The 21,580-nt window shown below is 40.1% G+C and carries 21 protein-coding genes and 1 tRNA gene; 10 read left to right on the forward strand and 12 right to left on the reverse strand.

Annotated elements, in window-relative coordinates:
* The 5 genes from recO to acpS form a co-directional block, all read right to left on the reverse strand.
* Nucleotides 1–753 (reverse strand): DNA repair protein RecO, encoded by a 753-nt coding sequence (gene recO, locus QVL57_RS00820; RefSeq protein WP_290076707.1) that lies wholly within the window; start codon nt 751–753, stop codon nt 1–3.
* An 18-nt stretch (nt 754–771) separates the two neighbouring features.
* Nucleotides 772–1,665: a GTPase Era gene (gene era / locus QVL57_RS00825; protein WP_290076709.1), complete on the reverse strand. Its 894-nt coding sequence runs from the start codon at nt 1,663–1,665 to the stop codon at nt 772–774.
* Nucleotides 1,666–1,667: 2 nt separating this feature from the next.
* Nucleotides 1,668–2,372, reverse strand: coding sequence for a ribonuclease III (gene rnc / locus QVL57_RS00830; protein WP_290076711.1), 705 nt, complete (start codon nt 2,370–2,372; stop codon nt 1,668–1,670).
* The gene (gene lepB / locus QVL57_RS00835) at nt 2,365–3,162 is read right to left on the reverse strand and encodes a signal peptidase I (RefSeq protein WP_290076712.1); all 798 of its coding nucleotides are present in this window, start codon (nt 3,160–3,162) and stop codon (nt 2,365–2,367) included. The genes rnc and lepB overlap by 8 nt, the downstream gene beginning before the upstream one ends.
* Before the next feature lie 70 nt (nt 3,163–3,232).
* Nucleotides 3,233–3,637: a holo-ACP synthase gene (acpS, locus tag QVL57_RS00840; RefSeq protein WP_290076713.1), complete on the reverse strand. Its 405-nt coding sequence runs from the start codon at nt 3,635–3,637 to the stop codon at nt 3,233–3,235.
* 98 nt (nt 3,638–3,735) lie between these two features.
* Here acpS and QVL57_RS00845 point away from each other — a divergent pair, with 98 nt between their 5' ends.
* Nucleotides 3,736–4,926, forward strand: coding sequence for an MFS transporter (locus QVL57_RS00845; protein WP_290076714.1), 1,191 nt, complete (start codon nt 3,736–3,738; stop codon nt 4,924–4,926).
* Between the two features lie 72 nt (nt 4,927–4,998).
* On the opposite strand, the gene pyrE is transcribed toward QVL57_RS00845, so the two are convergent.
* Genes pyrE through rpoZ form a run of 3 tightly spaced genes read right to left on the reverse strand, consistent with a single transcriptional unit; the run spans nt 4,999 to nt 8,255 of the window.
* Nucleotides 4,999–5,577, reverse strand: a complete 579-nt coding sequence (gene pyrE / locus QVL57_RS00850; RefSeq protein ID WP_290076716.1) for an orotate phosphoribosyltransferase — start codon at nt 5,575–5,577, stop codon at nt 4,999–5,001.
* Between the two features lie 13 nt (nt 5,578–5,590).
* Entirely contained in the window at nt 5,591–7,831 is a 2,241-nt protein-coding gene (locus tag QVL57_RS00855) for a bifunctional (p)ppGpp synthetase/guanosine-3',5'-bis(diphosphate) 3'-pyrophosphohydrolase (protein WP_290076718.1), read from the reverse strand.
* Between the two features lie 40 nt (nt 7,832–7,871).
* Nucleotides 7,872–8,255, reverse strand: a complete 384-nt coding sequence (gene rpoZ / locus QVL57_RS00860; RefSeq protein ID WP_290076719.1) for a DNA-directed RNA polymerase subunit omega — start codon at nt 8,253–8,255, stop codon at nt 7,872–7,874.
* 112 nt (nt 8,256–8,367) lie between these two features.
* On the opposite strand from rpoZ, the gene QVL57_RS00865 reads away from it, so the two are divergent.
* Nucleotides 8,368–9,045, forward strand: a complete 678-nt coding sequence (locus tag QVL57_RS00865) for a uracil-DNA glycosylase (protein ID WP_290076720.1) — start codon at nt 8,368–8,370, stop codon at nt 9,043–9,045.
* Here the strand turns inward: QVL57_RS00865 and smpB are convergent.
* On the reverse strand, nt 9,037–9,495 hold the full coding sequence (gene smpB / locus QVL57_RS00870) for an SsrA-binding protein SmpB (protein WP_290076721.1): 459 nt from the start codon (nt 9,493–9,495) through the stop codon (nt 9,037–9,039). The two genes, QVL57_RS00865 and smpB, sit on opposite strands and share 9 nt — an antisense overlap.
* Before the next feature lie 3 nt (nt 9,496–9,498).
* Entirely contained in the window at nt 9,499–10,377 is an 879-nt protein-coding gene (dapA, locus tag QVL57_RS00875) for a 4-hydroxy-tetrahydrodipicolinate synthase (protein ID WP_290076722.1), read from the reverse strand.
* A gap of 116 nt (nt 10,378–10,493) precedes the next feature.
* On the opposite strand from dapA, the gene QVL57_RS00880 reads away from it, so the two are divergent.
* Nucleotides 10,494–12,518, forward strand: a complete 2,025-nt coding sequence (locus QVL57_RS00880) for a lytic transglycosylase domain-containing protein (protein WP_290076724.1) — start codon at nt 10,494–10,496, stop codon at nt 12,516–12,518.
* An 8-nt stretch (nt 12,519–12,526) separates the two neighbouring features.
* Here QVL57_RS00880 and QVL57_RS00885 read toward each other — a convergent pair.
* Nucleotides 12,527–12,617: transfer RNA gene (locus QVL57_RS00885), tRNA-Ser, on the reverse strand.
* Between the two features lie 236 nt (nt 12,618–12,853).
* On the opposite strand from QVL57_RS00885, the gene QVL57_RS00890 reads away from it, so the two are divergent.
* The 7 genes from QVL57_RS00890 (at nt 12,854) to QVL57_RS00920 (ending at nt 19,482) form a co-directional block, all read left to right on the forward strand.
* The gene (locus QVL57_RS00890) at nt 12,854–14,254 is read left to right on the forward strand and encodes a porin (RefSeq protein ID WP_290076726.1); all 1,401 of its coding nucleotides are present in this window, start codon (nt 12,854–12,856) and stop codon (nt 14,252–14,254) included.
* Nucleotides 14,255–14,388: 134 nt separating this feature from the next.
* Entirely contained in the window at nt 14,389–16,170 is a 1,782-nt protein-coding gene (gene thiC / locus QVL57_RS00895; protein ID WP_290076728.1) for a phosphomethylpyrimidine synthase ThiC, read from the forward strand.
* Nucleotides 16,170–17,129, forward strand: a complete 960-nt coding sequence (locus QVL57_RS00900; protein WP_290076730.1) for an FAD-dependent oxidoreductase — start codon at nt 16,170–16,172, stop codon at nt 17,127–17,129. The genes thiC and QVL57_RS00900 overlap by 1 nt, the downstream gene beginning before the upstream one ends.
* Nucleotides 17,130–17,140: 11 nt before the next feature.
* Nucleotides 17,141–17,338 (forward strand): sulfur carrier protein ThiS, encoded by a 198-nt coding sequence (gene thiS / locus QVL57_RS00905; protein WP_290076731.1) that lies wholly within the window; start codon nt 17,141–17,143, stop codon nt 17,336–17,338.
* Between the two features lie 2 nt (nt 17,339–17,340).
* Nucleotides 17,341–18,114, forward strand: a complete 774-nt coding sequence (locus tag QVL57_RS00910) for a thiazole synthase (protein WP_290076733.1) — start codon at nt 17,341–17,343, stop codon at nt 18,112–18,114.
* Complete coding sequence (locus tag QVL57_RS00915) at nt 18,107–18,739, forward strand: thiamine phosphate synthase (RefSeq protein WP_290076735.1); 633 nt, start codon at nt 18,107–18,109, stop codon at nt 18,737–18,739. The genes QVL57_RS00910 and QVL57_RS00915 overlap by 8 nt, the downstream gene beginning before the upstream one ends.
* Nucleotides 18,739–19,482, forward strand: coding sequence for a hydroxymethylpyrimidine/phosphomethylpyrimidine kinase (locus QVL57_RS00920; protein ID WP_290076737.1), 744 nt, complete (start codon nt 18,739–18,741; stop codon nt 19,480–19,482). Before QVL57_RS00915 ends, QVL57_RS00920 begins: the two co-directional genes overlap by 1 nt.
* Here the strand turns inward: QVL57_RS00920 and QVL57_RS00925 are convergent.
* Complete coding sequence (locus tag QVL57_RS00925) at nt 19,479–21,563, reverse strand: catalase (protein ID WP_290076739.1); 2,085 nt, start codon at nt 21,561–21,563, stop codon at nt 19,479–19,481. The genes QVL57_RS00920 and QVL57_RS00925 overlap by 4 nt on opposite strands.
* Nucleotides 21,564–21,580: the final 17 nt, after the last annotated feature.

The following is a 21,580-nucleotide window of genomic DNA, read 5'->3' on the forward strand; positions in this document are numbered from 1 at the left end:
TTATAGATTTTGAATATTTTCTATTATATTTTCAAAAAACCAGCTTCTAGTAGCAAGCGGTTTGATATTGTCTGGTTGCCATATATTTTTATATAGAAAATAAGTTAGCAGTTTTTGTCCAGCTTCAATATCCTCTATCTTATCTAACCTTTGTTCTCGATATAGTAAAAATTGCGGCAATAAAAGCAGCTTGTGCTTCCACGGCTCGCCAGCTGCGCGAGACACAGCCTGCCCAGATTTAGGCGAAACATAGCATAAATTTACCGTTGTCCCAGTTGCAGCACAAGAATTGGTATCAATGCCAAAACCTAATTCTGCCAAATAAACAAATTCAAACCGCAAAACTAACTCAGCTAAAAAAAATCGTGCACTTGCCTCATCGGCTTTAAAACCATATTCAAGCAAAATTAACAAAATATCGTATAGCAATTCATGCTTCACTCGCTCAGTAAGCAAATTTATATGAAAACGTAGAATAGAAAAAGCATAAAGCAAATCTGCATGATTCATTAATTTTACAGCATAATAAACAACAACCTCTAGCGAAAAATTCCCTAGCTGCTCTTCTAGCCTAGCGCGCCAATTAATTTGTACCAAATTGCCTGGCTGTAATATCGAGCGCTTTACCTTAGAGGCACCGCCTTTTACCAATCCAGCGTGATAGCCATGATTTTTCGTTAAAACTTCTAAAATTACACTGGTTTCACCATAGGGTCGGCTACCCAAAATAATAGCCTCATCTTGCCATTTCATTTATAATCCTAGAACATATTATTCATGGCCTATATAATCCTCCGCGTGCGATTTCCAATTTGGCCGCGTTTTAACAAATAAAAATAAATGCACCTTTTTGCCTAAAATGTCACATAATTCTTTTCGCGCAGCAAGCCCTATAGCCTTTATCACAGCGCCCTGCTTGCCTAGAACAATTTTCTTTTGTCCCTGACGCTCCACATAAATAATTTGCTCAATCCGGATCGAGCCGTCTGTTTGCTCGGTATAGCTTTCGGTTATTACAGCTGCGCTATAGGGCAATTCTTTATGTACACGCAGATATAATTTTTCTCTAGTAATTTCAGCGGCTAATTGCCGAACAGCCATGTCCGAAATTTGATCATCCGGATAATAATGTGGCCCCAAAGGCAGCATAGATACCAAAGTTTTTAAATAATCTTCGCAACCCACACCTTTTAAAGCCGAAACCATAAAAATATGCGCAAATTCATAAATTGTACTGATCTCTGCTATAAGCGCTAATAATTTAGCATGAGTTATTAAATCTATCTTATTTAATATTAGAATTTTTGGCTGTTTTAAAGTTTTTGCCCTATCCAAAATAATTATATTTTCGCTATTTAACCCTACAGAGACATCTACGCATATGGTAACAATATCTGCATCTTCAGCTCCGCCCCAAGCAGAGTGCACCATAAGTTTATCCATATGCGATTTGGGCTCAAACAAGCCAGGAGTATCAATAAATACAATTTGCCCGTTTTTATAATTTACAATGCCGCGTATTTTGGTGCGTGTAGTTTGCACCTTATGCGTTACGATAGAAACCTTGGATCCAACTAGCTTATTAAGAAAAGTAGATTTACCAGCATTTGAAGCCCCTATTAAAGCAACAAACCCCGCGCGCGATAATTCTTCAATTTCAGCCATAACTACCAAATTCCTTCCCGTTGCAGCATTTTTTTAGCGGCTTTACTCTGAGCCTTACGTTTTGACGCACCCTCTGCGCGCACTGGTTCGAAGCCAACAACAGCCAGTTCTATTAAGAATATGGGGTCATGATCAGAGCCCCTTCGCTCTAATAAGCGATATACTGGTTGAGCACCATTTTGCTTATGGGCCCATTCTTGCAAAGCAGTTTTGGCATCAGATTTTTCTGCATAATCTTCTTGTACTAAAGACTGCCAATATTGTTCTACAAAACTACAGGCTGTTTCTAACCCAGCATCCAAAAAAATAGCAGCAATAAAAGATTCTATGATATCAGCATAAATATTAATATGCGGCTTATCGTTATTATTTTGCAGCTCGCTACCCAACCGCACCAAAGATATCAGCCCTATTTCTTCTGCTATTTTAGCACATATTTCAGTATTGACCAAAGCGTTAAAGCGCTTTGAAAGCTCGCCTTCCTTAGCATCAGGAAAATTAGCATACAGCATATTGGCTACACATAGGCCTAATACCCTATCGCCCAAAAATTCAAGCCGCTCGTAATTTTTTTTATGCCTATTTATCTCATTAGCACAGAAGCTCGAATGCGTCAAAGCTTGGCTCAATAATTCAGTATTGACAAATTTATGCCCAGCAAGTTGCTCTAATCGCTTAATTATAGATGTTTCAAAGCCATTAAACATTATAATTAAGTTTATTTACAAAAGTAAATAATCGATTCCACCGAATGGAACTAGGCCAACGCCAAAACTGATAGCCACTTGTATTTTTACCCAAAGAAAAAAATATTAAGTTCGCCCGCCCAACCAATTCTTCCTTAGCTATATAATGCAACGAAAAGCGACTATCCTCAGAATCATCTCGATTATCACCCATCATAAAATAATGTTCTGCAGGCACCGTGAATAGCTGAGTATTATTACCACGCATCTGCGGGTCCAAATCCAAAGTATTATAGCTTATCCCATTCGGCAAGGTCTCCAAATAGCAATCAACCGGGCCATAATGTCCTGTTACGTCATAATCATTAACAGCGTATAATTTACGCCGCGAAACCATCTTATCATTTATATATAACACACCGTCCCGCACCTGGATGCGATCTCCTGGTAGGCCAATAAGACGTTTAATAAAATCCTTGCGTTGGCTGTCATAAGTGTCTACATGACTAAATACAACAACATCACCGCGATTTGGCTGATGGCCAAATATACGACCGTGTAATAAAGGTAAACCATAAGGTAAACTAAAGCGCGAATAGCCATAAGAATATTTTGAAACAAATATATAGTCCCCAACAAGCAAAGTGGGGCGCATAGATCCTGAAGGTATAACAAAAGGCTGAAATAAAAATGTCCTAATAAGCAACGCAACTAATATAGCTTGCACAAAAACGCTAATATGTTCTAAAGTGCTATTTTCTTTTTTCTTAAAAACAATTTTACTATCTTGCGATGCTGTAGCTTCTTCCATGTTCTATGCCTTAATTTAAATAATTTAAGCTATATTAAACTCATAACATGGCAAATACAATATATTTTATTCATATTTCTAACACAACCATTGCCTGAGCATAAGGATATTCGTCGCTTAGCGACAAATGTAAGCGAGGCTGTTTTGATTCTGAAGTGTTTTGGCCATTTGCCAAAAGCTTTAGCCTTTGTTCAGCCATACCATACACATATATATGTGGTTTACCAAAAGCGTCATTTCTAACCTCTATATCACGCCATCTAATGCCTTTGCGAAACCCAACGCCCAAAGCCTTTACCAAAGCTTCTTTAGCAGCAAAACGTTTAGCATAATGCGCTGCCTCGCTAAATTGCGAAGATGCCGCGCACCTTTCAGCATTTGTAAATAATTTAGTTATAAATACCTGGTTATATCGCAGCAAAAGCCCAGAAATACGACGTATATCTACTATATCGCTGCCTATGCCGATAATCATTTTTTAATTTCCTGTAAATAAAATTTTCTATACTTTTCAAAAATCTTCTGCTATAAGATCCATAACATTTATCTTACACATTTTAAAGGTCTGTCTTCATGCAAGCCGTCGCTTCCTCTGCTAATCAACGCGTCATGTCAATAATATTGGTTATTTGTGCTGGACACTTCATCAATGATGCTATGCAATCTTTACTACCATCTATTTATCCTATTTTGCACGATAAATACGCCTTAAGCTTCTTACAGGTAGGTTTAATCACCGCAACCTACCAAATCACTGGCTCATTATTGCAGCCAATTGTTGGGTTTTATGGCGATAAAACTGCCATGCCTATAGCGTTACCAATATCATTTGTTTTCTCTCTACTTGGCATTCTGAGTCTAGCCTTTGCACAGAATTATAGCTTATTTATCTTAGGCTCAGCCTTGTTGGGCCTTGGATCCTCGCTATTTCATCCAGAAGCCGCGCGCGTTACCCGCACAGCATCTGGCGGTCGCTATGGCTTTGCACAATCTGTATTCCAAATAGGCGGCAATACTGGCACAGCTGTTGGCCCATTAATAGCCGCTTTATTTATTTCACGCCAACAGCAATTAGTTTGGATAGCGCCTTTTGCTGTAATTGGGGCCATGTTATTGAAATATGCTAGTAATTGGTATATCGGGCAATTAAAGCAAAAAACAAAGCGTACCGAAACTACGGCCACACACACACTTAGCAAATCTGCTATAGCCACCAGCCTGGCGATACTTATAGGCCTAATGTTTGCGAAATATGTTTATTTGAGCACTTTTCAAAATTATTATACGCTTTATGTAATAGAAAAATTTGGAGTAAGCGTAAAACAAGCCCAGTTGATGTTATTTTTATTCCTTAGTGGCGTAGCTATTGGTACTATCTTTGGCGGTCCTATAGGGGATAAAATAGGAGCTAGAGTAGTTATATGGATCTCGATATTGGGTGTATTGCCATTTACTCTTATACTGCCTTTTGTTGGGCTAATTCCTACAGCAATTCTATCGGTAATAATAGGAGCGATATTAGCTTCTGCTTTTCCTGCTATTGTAGTATATGCACAAGAATTAATACCTGGCAAAGTTGGTACTATAGGCGGGGCCATGTACGGACTTTCCTTCGGCATAGCTGCGCTTTCTTCGGCTGTTATGGGATATATCGGAGACTATATTGGCTTGCATAAGCTCTTTATCTTATGCTCATTTTTACCGATATTGGGTATATTAGCTATATTTTTACCAAATTTCGAAGATAAAAATATAATAACCTAAGCTCTGAGGCATAGCTATTCGGTAGAATCGCTGCTAATATTATCGCAGCTTTTCTACCGAAATCATAACACGCTAATTATACCTACTTCCCGGTTTAACCGGAGGAATTGCAGCAAGCTCTGCTGGTAACTCATCAGCCGAATAAGATGGAACATTGTAGCTACATAGAGAAATCAATGGCACCCCCACATCCACAGCACCAGCAGAACGATCTATAATACATGCAGCGGCCAAAACTTTTGCTCCAGCAGCCAGCATAGCGGCAATAGTTTCTTTTATAGACAACCCCGTAGTCACTATATCTTCTATTATCACTATTTTAGCGCCCGGCTTTATATCAAAACGCTTTAAACAAAATTGTCCGTTTACACGTTCAACCCAGATAGCTGGTAGATGCATATGTCGTGATGTTTCATAAGCAGGTATAAGACCGCCAATGGCCGGACCGACTAAATAATCTATAGGCTGCGCAATTTCAGCTTTTATTTTTGCCGCTAAACCCTGGCAAAGCTGCTCGGTTAAATCAGCATGCATAAACACTTTTGCCTTTTGCATATAGGTAGCACTTCTACGACCAGAGGTAAGTATAAAATGTCCTTCTAGTATCGCTCCTGCTTTACTAAATATTGCTAAAACATCTTCGCTATTCATAAAATTCCTTTATCTAATCATAAAGTCGCAACGCCTTACTAACTAAAGGCTCATCTTTTATTTGCGACAAAACACGTTTTAATTGCTTGCCATTCCAAACTTCTACAATAAATTCAATTTTCCCTATATCAGCCTGTGCATCAACTATCTTTACGTCTTTAACGTTTACGTCATTAGCGGCGATAATTGCCATTATCTTATTAAGCGCGCCTGGCGTATTGGCGACATAAACACAAATATGCGCCCTATATCGCTCACACGGCAATTCGTCAGACCAAACAATATCAATTACTTGCCCATCTTGGTAAGATTGGTGAGGTAATTTTGCTTTTATCGGATAAATTACCATTTCTTTTGTAGCTTTATCAAGTAAACCTATAATTTTATCGCCAGGCACAATTCCCTTTGCAGCATAACTAACTTTGATGTCATTGTTAATGCCGTAAATAGGATAATCCTTACCATGCAGATATAACTGCGAAGGTTTACGTTGCGCCCTTCGCTTTTTGATCTTACGCAAACGAATAAAAGATAAATTAGCAAGCTTGGGTAAGCTACGCCATGCAAATTTAAGCCTTGGGCGTTTTTTAGCAGGCACAGACACCAAGCCCGCCAACGCGGTTGGATAAAGAGCTGTAAATATATCTCTACTTTTCAGCTCATCACGTCCCACGGCCGCCAGTAAGCTATTAATGTCCTTATAAGAAAATTGTTCTAATAATTTATGCAAAGATTCTTTAACAAAAGAATGCTTATATTTCTTAAAATATCGTGTTAATTTTATATAGCCTATAGTACAATATTTCTCGTAAGCAGCGTTTTTTGTCGCTTTACGAATAGCGCTACGAGCTTTAGCTGTACGCACAAATTGCTCATAAACTAGATAAGTTTTTGCATCTGGCTCGCATAAAATTTCTACTTCATCACCATTCTGCAGCTCCGTAACAAGCGAAACCACTCGTCCATTAATTTTAGCCCCAGCACAACTATTGCCTACATCGGTATGTACAGCATAAGCAAAGTCTAAAACTGTAGCACCCAACGGTAATATAACTAACTTACCTCTAGGCGTAAAACAAAATACCTGATCTTGAAACAGCTCCAATTTGGTATGTTCTAAAAATTCCTCAGGCCCTTCGCCCTCATTCAAAAGCTCAATAGTTTTGCGCAACCAAGCATAAGCTTTGGTATTGCCTATTTTACCTAGCTCGGCAAAAACATCTTGCCCTTTATAACTAGCATAAGCTGCTATACCATACTCTGCTATCTCATCCATATCATCAGTACGAATCTGTAACTCTATACGCTGCCCCAAATGGCTTATTACTGTAGTATGTATCGACTGGTAATCATTTTGCTTTGGCGTTGAGATATAGTCCTTAAACCGCCCAGGCACCATGGTCCACCTAGTATGAATCAACCCCAATACCTGGTAGCAAGCTATAATATCTGGTACAATTACACGAAAGCCAAAAATATCCGAGAGCTCTTCAAATTTTAGCCCTTTAGTTTCCATTTTATGAAAAATAGCATATGGCTTTTTCATACGCCGCTTAATAATGGCTGTCACTTTATGCTGTGTAAATAAGGATTGTAACTCATTTCCTATAATTTCTAGTAAATTCTTATTTTCGCTAGAAATTTTATCCAACCTAGTTTTTATTACATGATAGGCTTTATCATTCAGGTAACAAAAAGACAAATCCTCTAGCTCTTCACGAATATCCTGCATACCCATACGACCAGCTAGAGGGGCATAAATATCTAATGTTTCTTGCGCAATATTATGCTGACGCTGCGGCGATAACGCAGCCAAGGTACGCATATTATGCAGACGGTCAGCCAACTTAACCAATAAAACACGTATATCCTTGGCAATAGCCAAAAGAAGTTTTCGTAAATTTTCTGCCTGTATAGCTTTTTTAGAAATCAGGTCTAGCTTTTTTAAATGCGTCAAGCCCTCAACCAAGTCAGCTATCTCTTGGCCAAAAAGCTCTTCGAGCTCTGCCTTAGTAGCTGTAGTATCTTCTATAGTATCATGCAATAAGGCAACAGCTATGGTTGCTTCGTCTAAACGCAATTGTGTTAAAATAAGCGCAACAGCTATGGGGTGAGAAAAATAAGCCTCACCACTTGCGCGCACCTGATGCTTGTGCTTTTCCTTGGCGTAATTATAGGCTTTAACTAAAAGATCTGAGTTTACATGTGACTTATAAAAACCTATACGTTCTATAAGTTGTTCTACAGGAATCATAAACTCTATTCACCTAATATTTGCAAATAGAATAATTGAGCTAAACTTCCTCAGTCTTTTCTGGCGGCACCAATTTTTCTATTTTTTCCAATAACTCTTCTTCGGACAACGCATCAAAGCTCTTAACTTGCTCAGAAGCCGCAGTGCTAGATTGCCCTTCCAACAATTGATAGCCATATAATTTTGGCTCATCAACATCAACATGCTTTTGCAAGGAATGTATCAAATCTTCTTTCAATGAAGTTGGCGTTACTGTTTCGGCTGCTATTTCACGCAAAGCTATAACTGGGTTTTTATCCCCGTTTCTATCAAGCGTTAAAAGAGCACCTTTAGACAATTGCTTTGCCCTATGTGCAGCCAACAACACTAAATCAAACCGATTATCAACTTTATCTATACAGTTTTCAACGGTTACGCGGGCCATAGACACCTCTTTTAAGAATATTGACTTGTTACTTGTCACTATATTACATGTTAAAGCTATATACAAGTTTTATTATCTTGTCCAAGCAAAAAAATCATGCTAGCGTTAGCAAATGAACCAGAATGTAATATTTGATAAGTTTGAGCCGCCCACCAATTGTGAAATATGCCCACGGCTATCTCAATTTCGTTTAGAAAATCGGCAACAAGAACCAACTTGGCATAATCAACCGGTAGCCCCGTTTTACCCTACAGATAACGCTGCAAATACACAATTATTAATAATCGGGCTGGCCCCTGGTTTACGCGGCGCAAACCGTACAGGGCGACCATTTACAGCAGATTATGCTGGTGATTTACTATATAGCACTTTAAAACTCTATGGCCTTGCTAAAGGTGAGTATGAAGCTAAGGTTAACGATAGCCTAGAGCTAATAAAAACAGCAATTGTTAATTCGGTACGCTGTGTTCCACCGCTTAACAAACCGCTTGGGGCAGAGATAAATAATTGCCGGCAATTTTTTGCACCAATAATTTTTGCCCTACCAAAACTAAAAGCCATCTTGACCTTAGGGTCAATAGCACATAACTCAACATTAAGAGCCCTAGGGCTAAAAACTAGTCTTTACCCATTTGGGCATAATAGAAAATACCAAATAAAAACAAAAAAATCTCTATATCTTTTTTCTAGTTATCACTGCTCGCGCTATAACACAAATACAGGCAGATTAACCGAAGAAATGTTTCATCGACTATTTGAAAACATTAAACAAACCGTAGAATTAAGCTAAGCTTTTTAATAACCTGGCCTTTTCCCGCCCCCAATCGCGTTTCTTTTCTGTTTCGCGCTTGTCATATAGCTTTTTACCCTTAGCCAAAGCAATTTCAAGTTTCACACGCCCCCTTTGATTAAAATAGAGCTTAAGCGGCACTATAGTCATACCCTCCCGCGTTACAGAAATAAATAAGCGCTTTAATTCTCGCTTAGCCAATAAAAGCTTACGCAAACGGCGATTGTCGTGATTAAATCTATTGCCAGCTTCATAATCGCTAATATAAGAATTTATAAGCCACAATTCGCCAGCTTCAAAAGCAGCATAAGATTCGGCAATATTGCCCTTAGCTTCTCTCAAAGCCTTAACCTCAGTACCTTTTAACTCTATCCCTGCTTCTATCGGATCAGCTATTTCATAATTAAAACGCGCCTTGCGATTTTCTGCTATAATCTTTTTTTGTGCCATTTTTTAAAAAAGTCCTGCATGCTCCATACCAGCTCGTATATCACGCTTTGTTTGCTCTGTTAAGGGGACCATAGGCAAGCGCACATGCGGCTGAACTAAACCCAATAAATGAACAGCATATTTTATACCTGTTGGATTAGGCTCTACAAACAAAGCATTATTTAAAGGCGCTAAAAGATCATTAATTTGCAAAGCCTGCTTATAATCCCCGGCCGCACAAGCTTCTTGCAAAAGCGAACAAAGCTTAGGCGCCACATTAGACGTTACCGAAACACAGCCAATTCCGCCTTGCGCGTTAAACGCAAGCGCTGTGCAATCATTACCGCTAAATTGCTTAAAATTTGGCCCACAAACTATGCGCTGACTAACAGCTCGCTCTAGATTTCCTGTAGCATCCTTTACGCCAATTATATTACTATACTCAAAGTGCAAAGCTCGCATGGTTTGCTCATTCATATCAATAACAGAGCGCCCAGGAATATTATAAATCAACACAGGAATGGTTATAGCTCTTGCAATAGCCCCGTAATGCTCTAATAAGCCTTGTTGATTTGGCTTATTATAATATGGTGTAACTACCAATACACCATCAGCGCCATTATCTTGCGCATATTGCGCCAAAGCAACTGCCTCACGCGTGCTATTTGAACCAGTACCCGCTATTACTGGCACACGCCCATTAACTATCTCGACACAGCGCTTAATTATTAATCTATGCTCTTCGTGGCTAAGTGTTGGAGATTCTCCAGTAGTACCAGTGGGTACTAAACCATGGATATTCTGACTAATTTGCCATTCTATTAGCTTTTCAAAAGCATTGACATCCAGCTCCCCATCTTCTTGGAAAGGCGTTATAAGGGCGGTTAAAGCTCCTTTTACCATCGTTTAGCTCCATATTGTACACATATTCATACACCAACAGTAGCAAACAACATAAATATTCTATCAGTAATTTATTTTGTTGCTATACTAGCCCAGTATAATATATAAGACTAACAATGTCATATAAAATACTGTTGGTAATATTTTTTATAATGCGTTTGTTTTACTGTCCAATAATTTTCTATATAACAGCAAATATCTATCTGTCTACAGCCTACGCTACACCGTTAGCAAACTTAAAAACTGGCCTTGCCGCCATAAAAGCGCAAGATATAGTTAAGGCAATAATTATACAAAATACGCTACCTAAAAATTCCATTGAAGCAAAACTAATGCTTTGGGCCATGGCAACAAGCGAATTAAAAAATACGCCCAGCCAACTTATTAAACTAGCGCTACAGGAATTAAAAACATGGCCAGCGCAAAATAAAATGAAAGCGAATTTTGAAAAAGCCTTGTATGCAGAGCTATCGCAACACAATTCTACCATGAGTCTAAAAATCAATAATGCACAAGCCAGCGATATTTTAAAATTCTTCCAAGAAAAAACCCCACTAACCCCAGAAGGCATGGCCCTGCTAGTAGCAAGCGCCACCTATAAGCACCAACCCCAGGTCGCCTATAGCAAATTGGCAAATTATTGGTATACCACACCTTTTTGCACACCAATACAAAAATTGATATTAGCCAATGGCGGGAAGCTATTAAGCTCTATAGACCATTTGAAACGTCTGCGTATGCTATTGCTTACACGCCATTTTGAAGAAGCGAAGCAATTAGCGCCCCTAGCCTATGCAGCGCCTATAACTAGCGCTTTTATCGCCGTAGCCAAAAATAACAAAAACAGCCTGGAAATTCTTAAAAAAATACCAAAAAAATGGCAAACTGGTACGCTATATCAATATGCTTATATAGAATATCTAAGACACAACCACAGCTACCAACTCGCCGCAGAGCGACTAAATCATCTACCGCAAACAAATGCTTTTCTAGTATATCCTACTATTTGGTGGCACCTGCGCATGGCTCTAAGCTGGGAATTGCTGGATGCAGGCAAACCAAAATTAGCATATGAACTTATAAATAAGCCTAGCATAAAAAACACATACCAAGCCGCAGAGCAAGAATTGCGGGCAGGCTGGCTTTGTCTAAGATTTTTAAATAATCCTACCAAGGCTATTGCACATTTTCTGCATGTACTAAACTATGAGAAAGATAAAAAGCACGCAGCTAAAACATATTATTGGCTTGGCAGATGCTATCAAAAATTAGGCAAGCCAAAATTAGCGCAAGCTTATTACCAAAATTCGGCAAAATTTAACACCAATTATTATGGTCAATTAAGTGCAGCAGCCCTAGGCCAAACCAAACTAGCGCTAACTATGCCAAAAGACACGGCAAATATAAAACTCCCTAGTTTTCAAGCGCAAATCTTAAATAAGCTCAATAAAATAACCGCAATTGACCACAGCAGAATCTGGGCAATAAGCCTGGCTAATAACTTAAATTCGCGCGAGGAAATTATCATATTAATAAAGAAAATGTGTGAATATAAGGATTATTACGCCGCTTTAAAAATAGCTAAAATAGCTGCTGCCCGCAATATGGACATAGGAATTCTTACACATATAACTGGCGCCATACCCTCAGAATTAAAGCTAAAGCCGCAAGACAAAGCCCTGGCCTATGCCATTGCCCGTCAAGAAAGCGAATTTAACCCAAAAGCTGTCTCCAGCGCTGGAGCGCTAGGCATAATGCAACTAGTGCCGCAAACAGCAAAAGAGATTGCACGTAAAACAGGGCAAAAATTCTCGCTCGAAAAACTTACAAGCAGCGCATCCTACAACATTAAACTAGGGCTCAATTTTCTACAACAACAAATAAACAATTTCAACGGTTCTTATCTACTAACCTTTGCCGCTTATAACGCAGGCCCGCACCGCACTGCCCAATGGGTCGCGCGCTATGGCGACCCGCGCAAAATGAATCTTTATCAAGAAATAGATTGGGTTGAACGAATACCCTACTCGGAAACACGTAATTATGTAATGCGCGTGCTAGAAAATTACGAAATTTATAAAACAAAACTAATAGGCCGCATGGACATCGTCAGCGACCTCAAAGGCAGGCCAGCACACTAACCAAAAACTGGCGGAGAGGATGGGATTCGAACCCATGAGAGCCTTTTGAGCCCTACTCCCTTAGCAGGGGAGCGCCTTCGACCACTCGGCCACCTCTCCTAGATTATTCAAATATTTATTACAGAACAACCCTATTGTCAAATAATATTTTTGATGGCTAAAAGCTATGCTCGACAGCAAGAGTGACTTTTTTGCAACAGAATAAACTATTTTACAATTAGCTATTGCATCCCTGAATCAGATGGGTATTCTGACATCACATTAAAGAAGATTGATTTATTGTTAATTTCTTTGGTATGGTAACTAATGTGTAAATTTTGACTGGAGGTCAAATTATGAATATCAAAAGTATATTGCTGAGCACCACAGCAACGCTACTTCTAACAATCGCCTCGGCATCTGCACAAGCAGAAAAAACTGAGCAGTCGGCTAACAAACAGCAAGCTGTGCATCATGCAGAAAAAACAAAGCATGAAGCAAAGGCAAAGCATAAGGCAAAAACTGTAGAGCATCACAAAAAGAAAGCTGCAGTAAATAAGCCAGTTAAAAAGGTAATAGTAAAAGCGCCTGTAGTGGCAAACACTGTTTTACGCTCTTGCAATGCATTTGGTCCTGGATATTTCACAATTCCTGGCACATCAACTTGCCTAAAGTTTAATGGCCGTCTTCTAGGTGACCTTATGCTAGGTAGCACTTTGAATGCAGATTATTTCACAACATTCAAAACTAACACCGACGCAAGAGCAGGCATAAGCTTTCAAGGCCGTCTTGGCGCATCTACCATGACAGCAACTTCTCTAGGCAGATTACATACCTATGCAGAACTTCGCGGTGGTTATGGTAGCGGTTTGGGCTTTATTGGCCTTGCTGATCAAGAAAAACGCGAAGCAGAATCAAATGGCGTTAAGGTTCACTTCGCATATGCTGAAATCGGTGGCGTTCGCTTTGGTATTGATGAATCGATCTTTAATACTTGGACAGGCGTTTTCGGTGCAGTAGAAAACAACACCATACTTAACCCACTAGTTGGCACAGTAATGGGCACAGTGAATTATACATTCAATGCTAAAAACGGTGTATCTGCTATAATCGGCGCAGAAACTTACAACAAAGCTGTTGACAGGTTACAAAGAGATGGCATACACAAAGTGACAGATACACGTCGTAAAGGTGAAGATCTTAACCTAGTTGCTGGTGTAAAATACGCGCAAGGTTGGGGTGACATTATTGCCGCCGCCGCTTATGACGGTTATTACGAAAGTCTTTCTGGACGTCTACGCGTAGATGGCAAGATCAATGACAGAATGACCCTATGGGCCATGGCTTCTGTAAAGAATCTGAAAGATGCGCATATTACTAATATTAAGCCTGATGGAACCGCAGACACTAGCGAGCTAGGTAAGCTGCTAGGCGATAAATATTTCCTACGTAATAGCGTAAGAAGCCCTTATGCAGATTGGGATGGCAGATGGCAAGGTTTAGTAGGTGCTACCTATAAAATGACCCCTAAGGCTGACATCAATGGCCAGCTTGGCTTTACATCTGTAAATACTGTTGCTGCTTCTGCAAACATTGAATACAGGCTAGCAAATGGTTTCGTAATCGTACCAGAACTTTCTTATGTTGCTTGGCATGACAATACGACATTTACTGTTGGCACAACTGCCCCAAGAACGAATTTCTTGAAAGGCAAACATGAAATTCAAGCATTGTTACATGTAGGCTACAAATTCTAATATCAACTTTAACTATACTCTTGAGCCCGGCGTTTAGTCGGGCTTTTTTTATATAATATCCTTTACGTGCAGATTTAATTATTATACTATATTAGATAAATATTATTCCAGAACTGCTTAAACAGGGTATAAAAATGCACGAAACCACCCTAACAGCTAGCGATAACCTAACAGTTAGCACTGGCCCTTTCCCTTCTTCAAAAAAACTATATATTAGCGGGCAACTATTCCCAGATATAAAGGTTCCGGCACGAGAAGTCACATTAGCCGAAACAGCGCCCGTACCAGAGCTGTTATTATATGACACTTCCGGAGCATATAGCGACGAGCACACCGCAATAGACATAGAAAAAGGCCTAAGCCCAGCCTTGGTTAGCTGGCCAGAGCTCAATAATGTTTGCGAACAATATAAGGGCCGAGAAATACGTGCAGAAGATAATGGCTTTGTAAATGGCGCCTTGGCTACCCCGCTGTTTCCAGTAAAAAAACTGGCACAAAGAGCAAAAAACGGCAAAGCTATTACCCAAATGGCCTATGCAAAAGCTGGTATAATAACACCCTTAATGGAATATGTAGCCCTGCGCGAAAATTGCTCTATTTCAGAAAAAGAACAATTCGTAAGCCCAGAATTTGTGCGCAAAGCCATAGCAGAAGGCCGCGCTATAATACCACGCAATATCAATCATCCCGAATGCGAGCCCATGATAATAGGCAGCGACTTTCGCGTTAAGATAAACGCGAATATCGGCAATTCTGCTGTTACCTCCAGCATGACAGAAGAAGTAGAAAAAATGGTCTGGGCAACTCGCTGGGGAGCTGATACAGTTATGGACTTGTCCACTGGCCGCAACATACATAATATAAGAGAGTGGATTTTGCGCAATTCGCCTGTTCCGATTGGTACAGTACCAATTTATCAAGCTCTTGAAAAAGTCCATGGCATCGCTGAAAATTTAACTTGGGAGGTTTTTCGCGATACTTTAATTGAACAAGCAGAACAAGGTGTAGATTACTTTACCATTCACGCTGGCCTTCGCCTACCATATATTCCACTAACTATAGGTCGAGTTACTGGCATAGTTTCACGCGGGGGCTCTATTATCGCCAAATGGTGCTTGCACCACCATAAAGAAAATTTTCTGTATGAACATTTCGAAGAAATCTGTGAGATCGCTAAAATTTACGATGTTTCGCTTTCGCTGGGCGACGGTTTACGCCCTGGCTCCATAGCAGACGCAAATGACGAGGCGCAATTTGCAGAGCTACGCACATTAGGCGAGCTTACAAAAATAGCGTGGCAACATGATGTACAAGTAATGATAGAGGGCCCGGGCCATGTGCCAATGCACAAAATAAAAGAAAATATGGAAGAACAAATTAAACATTGCCATAATGCCCCCTTTTATACCCTAGGCCCCCTTACTACAGATATCGCGCCAGGCTATGACCATATTACCTCCGCCATTGGCGCCGCCATGATAGGCTGGTTTGGTACAGCTATGCTATGTTATGTTACACCAAAAGAGCATCTAGGCCTGCCAGACAAAAATGACGTAAAAACCGGCGTTATAACTTATAAAATCGCAGCCCATGCTGCAGATTTGGCCAAAGGGCTGCCCTACGCACAAAAACGCGATGACGCTTTATCTAGCGCTAGGTTTGACTTCCGCTGGCACGACCAATTTAATCTTTCTTTAGACCCAGAAACAGCACGTAAATTTCACGATGAGACTTTGCCAAAAGAGGCGCATAAAGTAGCACATTTCTGTTCTATGTGCGGTCCCAAATTCTGCTCTATGCGTATATCGCATGATATAAAAGACAGTGCAGCAGCGCAAGCAAAAGCCGAAGGCATGGCCAACATGGCGCAAAAATACCAAGCAGGCGGAGATTTATACATAAAAAAAGAAAGCTAATGCAAAAAATACTCATCCAAGGTGGTGGCATTGCAGCTTTGGTCGCTAGCTGGGAATTAATAAAAAAACAAAAATATATCCTAGATATAGCAGCACCAAGCGCAGCGCCTGTTGGCTCGGCAAGCTGGTATGCTGGCGGCATGTTGGCACCCTATTGCGAAAGAGAAAGTAGTGAAGCATTAATACAAAACGCTGGTGTTAAGGCCATTGAATGGTGGCAAGAAAACTTTCCTAATTTGGTAAATAAAACTGGCACATTAGTTTTAGCAACCAGTAGAGATCAAAGCGAATTAGAGCGTTTTGCTGCGCAAACAGAACATTATAGCTATTTAAATAGCCAAGAAATCGCTATTTTAGAACCAGATTTAGCTGGCAGGTTTGATACAGCCCTATTCTATAAAGACGAGGCATATTTAAACCCTAGGCAAATTTTAATGCATTTAAAAGAGCAATTAGCAAATAAAGGCGCAAATTTTATAAATCCTTTTGCGCAACAAATAGACGAAAGTAAATATAGCTATATTATAAGCGCGACTGGCATAGATGCTAAAAATGACCTTACGCAGTTGCGCGGCGTACGCGGCGAAATGTTGTTATTAAAATGCGAGGATATAAAGCTTTCTCGCAGCATCAGATTGCTGCATCCACGCATACCGCTGTATATAGTGCCGCGGCCCAACGGTGAATTTATGATAGGTGCCACAATGATTGAAAGCGATAGTAGCGCTCCTATAACAGCGCGCTCTATGATGGAGTTACTAAGCGCAGCTTATGCGCTGCACCCCGCTTTTGGCAATGCTACTATACTAGAATCTAGTGTCGGCGTACGTGCCGCTTTTCCTGACAATTTACCCCGCATTGATGCATCTGGCAAATATATATCCATAAACGGTCTCTATAGGCATGGCTATTTAATAAGCCCCTATCTAGCCCAACAATTAGTGCAATTGCTACAGTAAGGAGTTTATTAATGGAGCTAATTATTAATGGCGAAAAAACCAACAGCCAAGCAAATAACTTAGAAGAATTATTGATAGAGCTGGACTATACACAACCATGGTTTGCTACTGCTGTAAATAGCGAATTAGTACCAGCGGATAAACGTCAGAAATATTTATTAAAAGATAATGACGCTATTGAGATTTTGACCCCCATGCAAGGTGGATGACTATGCTAAAGCTTTATAATAAAACTTTTCGCTCTAGATTTTTATTAGGTACAGCACAATATCCTTCATTAACAGTTTTGCAAAAAGCTATCCTAGAGGCAGAAGCCGAAATTATAACCGTTTCTATAAGGCGCGAAATGGCAAGCGGCAAACAAAGCGGAAGCTTTTGGCAATTTTTGCAAGATATGCAGCTAACCATATTACCAAATACCGCTGGTTGCTATAGCGTAAAAGAAGCCGTAACTACGGCCCTATGCGCACGCGAAATTTTTAAAACCAACTGGATAAAATTAGAACTAATAGCAAATGAAGATAGCCTACAGCCAAATGTATTTGAACTGGTTGAAGCTGCCGCTATACTTATCAAAGAAGGGTTTCAAGTTTTTCCCTATACCACCGAAGACCTGGTGGTAGCACAAAAATTACGCTCTATGGGCTGCAAAGTTATAATGCCGTGGTGCGCCCCTATAGGTTCTGCACGCGGTATAGAAAATAACTATAAATTAAGGTCGTTGCGAAACTATTTGCCAGATACGACGCTAATAATTGACGCTGGCCTTGGCCGGCCATCCCATGCAACTAAAGCTATGGAGCTAGGCTATGATGCTGTTTTACTGAATACAGCAGTAGCAAAAGCAGCAAACCCAGAGCTAATGGCAAAAGCGTTTAAATTAGCTGTACAAGCAGGCCGACTGGGCTACCAATCTGGCTTATTATCCCCTCGAGACATGGCTTTTCCCTCTACCCCTAATTTAGGCTTAGCAAATTTTGAATAAACAAATATTAGACCCCTTTTACCTCATAACAGATAATAATTCTTTATTAGAGCAGCTAATTCCGCTAGGAATAAAGCTGGTGCAATTACGCATAAAAAACGCCTCGGCAGCAACATTGCAACAAAATATAATAAGCGCCAAAAATCTCTGCAATAAATATAATTGCCAATTAATTATCAATGATCACTGGCAATTGGCGCTAGAAGCAGGCTGTGATTTTATACATCTTGGTCAAGAAGATTTAGCTAACTGCGATATTGCTGCTATAGCACGATCTGGAATAAAGCTCGGCGTAAGCACCCATAGCAAACAGGAATTACAAATTGCTCTATCGCTAAAAACTAAAGGAGTAAATCTGGCCTATATAGCACTCGGGCCAGTTTATGAAACAAAATTAAAAAAAATGCCTTGGCCACCACAAGGCATAGAAAAACTAACCATTTGGAAAAAAACTATAGGCAACCTACCATTAGTAGCTATTGGTGGCTTTACCCCACAACGCGCCCTACTAGCACTACAGGCGGGAGCAGATAGTATAGCTGTGGTTACAGATATTTCGCTGCATAGCGACCCCAAAGGCCGGACGTTAGAATGGCTAAACACAACTGAAAATTGGCGCAAATAATGAAAAAAAAATGCGCCTTAGTAATTGCTGGAACAGACCCAACTGGCGGCGCTGGCATAGTACGGGACATAGCAGCATTAGAATTTTTTAAAGTAAAGTCAGCCATAGCCCTAACTGCTATTAACGTACAAGATAATTATAGCGTGCAACATATTGAACTAACCCAACCAGATTTACTTTCTGCGCAAATCGATTGTGCTAGGCAGGCACAAAAGATAGCGGCTATAAAAATTGGCATGATCGGTTCTATAGAGAATGTTAAACTTATCGAGCAAAAGATTCAAAACCTAACTATACCCATTGTGCTAGACCCTGTGATAAAATCTAGCTCTGGCTATATGTTAAGCCAACCAAATATGGTCAACTCGATAAGTCAGCTATTGCTAAACAAAATTAGTCTTTTAACACCTAATCTACCAGAGCTAAGCCTTTTCGTACAAGAAAAAGAAGCAACAACTATAGAACAAGCAATTATACAAGGCAAAAAATTAATGCAAACAACAAAGCTGAACGCACTATTGATAAAAGGTGGGCACGCTGCGTCTTGTGTTGAGGCTATTGATATTTTATTAACCCGAAATAACGCTCCGCGATATTTTAAGCAAAAATTTCTGCCTCAACAAATGCGCGGTACTGGCTGCGCCCTTTCCAGTGCAATTACTGCGTTACTAGCCAAAGACTACGATTTGACACGCGCTGTAAAGCTAGCAAAAGGCTACGTCTATAAACTTATAAAAGACTAAGCTGCATCTATCCGTTGCCAAAAACGTATGTCGCCACAGCTAGCAATAAATTTTTCAACATCTGCTGCATGATTTACTTCCATAAAGCCATCATCCATCCGCGCAGAAAGATCCAATTTGGCAAAAAATGGCTTAGATGCATCATTATAGCCAATGAATTTATAGTGGGCATATGCATCATTTATAAAATCACGAATCGCTGGCTTTTTTACCATCGCAGTAATCTGGGGTTCCGCTATTAACAGCAAAATAGCGTCAAACAACACACTAGGTGCGCCATCTATCTGGTGATGTACGTTAACTTTTTTCCCATCTTTATCAACAATACCGCCTACTTTCATAGCAATACGCTCAATATTAACTTCATGCTTTTTTGCAATATGTTCTATAGTTTGCAATAAACTGCTGTCTATAGCATCGCTTAACAACACACCAATTTTTCGCCCCTTGAAAGCCTTCGGTCCATTTTTTAAAATACTCAATGCTGGTGAAGGCGGCAAATCGGTACGCGCAGGCACAGCAGTTTCAGCAGGCGCTGGCAAAGACTCAAGACCTATATTATCGGCTACGCTTTGCGCCAAACTGGTATCAATGTTAAGCAAATGCGCTATCATGGCACGACGAATGTGCAAATGAGCACATTTTGATAATTCAAAACTCAACGCAGCGATAATATGTTTCTGCTCGATTTTAGTTTGACTAATATAAAATTGCCGTGCTTGCGAGTAATGATCGCCAAAACTAGGGCTACGCTCGCGAAGTTTTTTGCCTCCTATTTCTTGTGGAAAAGAATGATAACCTGCTTCTTTTTGTTCACGTGGGCCGCCATCTTTAGCGCCCCAACTATTTGGCTCGTAATTAGCCCGCCCTACAGGAGTGTGAAAGGCCATATGGCCATCTTGTTGAAAATGGTGAAAAGGACATTTCGGGGCGTTGATAGGCAAATGAGTAAAATTTGGACTACCTAAACGTTTTATTTGTGTGTCCAAATAAGAAAAATTCCTACCCTGCAGTAAAGGATCGTCAGAAAAATCAATGCCAGGCACAATATTTTGCGTACAAAAAGCAACTTGTTCTGTTTCAGCAAAAAAATTATCTGGCATACGGTCTAACACCATACGCCCTATTATCTCAACCGGGCACAATTCTTCCGGTATAAGCTTCGTTGGGTCTAAAATATCAAACTCAAATTTTTTAGCCCATTCATCATCAAAAACCTGCACCCCTAGCTCCCATTCGGGATATTGTCCAGTTTTTATACTTTGCCATAAGTCACGGCGATGAAAATCAGGATCGGCACCATTAATTTTTACTGCTTCATTCCAAACAACAGATTGCATGCCTAATTTAGGCTTCCAATGAAATTTAACAAAACTAGATTTATTTTCAACATTGATAAAACGAAAACTATGCACGCCAAACCCTTCAATAAATCGTAAACTACGCGGTATAGCACGATCAGACATAATCCACATCACCATATGCATCGCTTCTGGCGTAAGAGAAATATAGTCCCAAAAATTATCGTGAGCACTCTGGGCCTGAGGAAAATCACGGTCTGGAGCCGCTTTTACAGCATGTATAACGTCTGGAAATTTTATAGCATCTTGTATAAAAAACACTGGCATATTATTGCCGACAAGATCCCAGTTGCCCTCTTTAGTATAAAATTTCACCGCAAAGCCACGTACATCACGCGCTAAATCCATAGAGCCCTTATTACCAGCTACAGTAGAAATACGTGCAAAAACGGGGGTACGTTCACCAACAGTTTGAAACAGGGCGGCTTTTGTTAACTGAGAAATAGACTTTAACGTTTCAAAATAACCGTGCGCTCCAACCCCCCTAGCATGAACAACCCGCTCTGGAATACGTTCATGGTCGAAATGAAAAAGCTTTTCACGAAAATGAAAATCTTCTAAAAGAGTGGGCCCACTAACACCAGCACGCAAACTATTTTGATTGTCTGAAACCGCAGCGCCCTGCGCTGTAGTTAGCCCAACAAAGCCATCGCCCGCTAGTTGATGCAACTCGCCTGCTTTGCCTTTTTCTGTCTTGGGCTGCTTAATATCTTTGCTCATCTCACTCCCCTTAAATA

It is taken from the genome of Bartonella sp. TP, assembly GCF_030406085.1.
GTDB lineage: Bacteria > Pseudomonadota > Alphaproteobacteria > Rhizobiales > Rhizobiaceae > CALTWN01.

What these genes read in the sequence shown, in the direction of transcription:
- recO (WP_290076707.1), bottom strand. Translation starts at nt 753, where the DNA reads ATGAAATGGCAAGATGAGGCTATTATTTTGGGTAGCCGACCCTATGGT.
- era (WP_290076709.1), bottom strand. Translation starts at nt 1,665, where the DNA reads ATGGCTGAAATTGAAGAATTATCGCGCGCGGGGTTTGTTGCTTTAATA.
- rnc (WP_290076711.1), bottom strand. Translation starts at nt 2,372, where the DNA reads ATGTTTAATGGCTTTGAAACATCTATAATTAAGCGATTAGAGCAACTT.
- lepB (WP_290076712.1), bottom strand. Translation starts at nt 3,162, where the DNA reads ATGGAAGAAGCTACAGCATCGCAAGATAGTAAAATTGTTTTTAAGAAA.
- acpS (WP_290076713.1), bottom strand. Translation starts at nt 3,637, where the DNA reads ATGATTATCGGCATAGGCAGCGATATAGTAGATATACGTCGTATTTCT.
- QVL57_RS00845 (WP_290076714.1), top strand. Translation starts at nt 3,736, where the DNA reads ATGCAAGCCGTCGCTTCCTCTGCTAATCAACGCGTCATGTCAATAATA.
- pyrE (WP_290076716.1), bottom strand. Translation starts at nt 5,577, where the DNA reads ATGAATAGCGAAGATGTTTTAGCAATATTTAGTAAAGCAGGAGCGATA.
- QVL57_RS00855 (WP_290076718.1), bottom strand. Translation starts at nt 7,831, where the DNA reads ATGATTCCTGTAGAACAACTTATAGAACGTATAGGTTTTTATAAGTCA.
- rpoZ (WP_290076719.1), bottom strand. Translation starts at nt 8,255, where the DNA reads ATGGCCCGCGTAACCGTTGAAAACTGTATAGATAAAGTTGATAATCGG.
- QVL57_RS00865 (WP_290076720.1), top strand. Translation starts at nt 8,368, where the DNA reads ATGAACCAGAATGTAATATTTGATAAGTTTGAGCCGCCCACCAATTGT.
- smpB (WP_290076721.1), bottom strand. Translation starts at nt 9,495, where the DNA reads ATGGCACAAAAAAAGATTATAGCAGAAAATCGCAAGGCGCGTTTTAAT.
- dapA (WP_290076722.1), bottom strand. Translation starts at nt 10,377, where the DNA reads ATGGTAAAAGGAGCTTTAACCGCCCTTATAACGCCTTTCCAAGAAGAT.
- QVL57_RS00880 (WP_290076724.1), top strand. Translation starts at nt 10,494, where the DNA reads ATGTCATATAAAATACTGTTGGTAATATTTTTTATAATGCGTTTGTTT.
- QVL57_RS00890 (WP_290076726.1), top strand. Translation starts at nt 12,854, where the DNA reads ATGAATATCAAAAGTATATTGCTGAGCACCACAGCAACGCTACTTCTA.
- thiC (WP_290076728.1), top strand. Translation starts at nt 14,389, where the DNA reads ATGCACGAAACCACCCTAACAGCTAGCGATAACCTAACAGTTAGCACT.
- QVL57_RS00900 (WP_290076730.1), top strand. Translation starts at nt 16,170, where the DNA reads ATGCAAAAAATACTCATCCAAGGTGGTGGCATTGCAGCTTTGGTCGCT.
- thiS (WP_290076731.1), top strand. Translation starts at nt 17,141, where the DNA reads ATGGAGCTAATTATTAATGGCGAAAAAACCAACAGCCAAGCAAATAAC.
- QVL57_RS00910 (WP_290076733.1), top strand. Translation starts at nt 17,341, where the DNA reads ATGCTAAAGCTTTATAATAAAACTTTTCGCTCTAGATTTTTATTAGGT.
- QVL57_RS00920 (WP_290076737.1), top strand. Translation starts at nt 18,739, where the DNA reads ATGAAAAAAAAATGCGCCTTAGTAATTGCTGGAACAGACCCAACTGGC.
- QVL57_RS00925 (WP_290076739.1), bottom strand. Translation starts at nt 21,563, where the DNA reads ATGAGCAAAGATATTAAGCAGCCCAAGACAGAAAAAGGCAAAGCAGGC.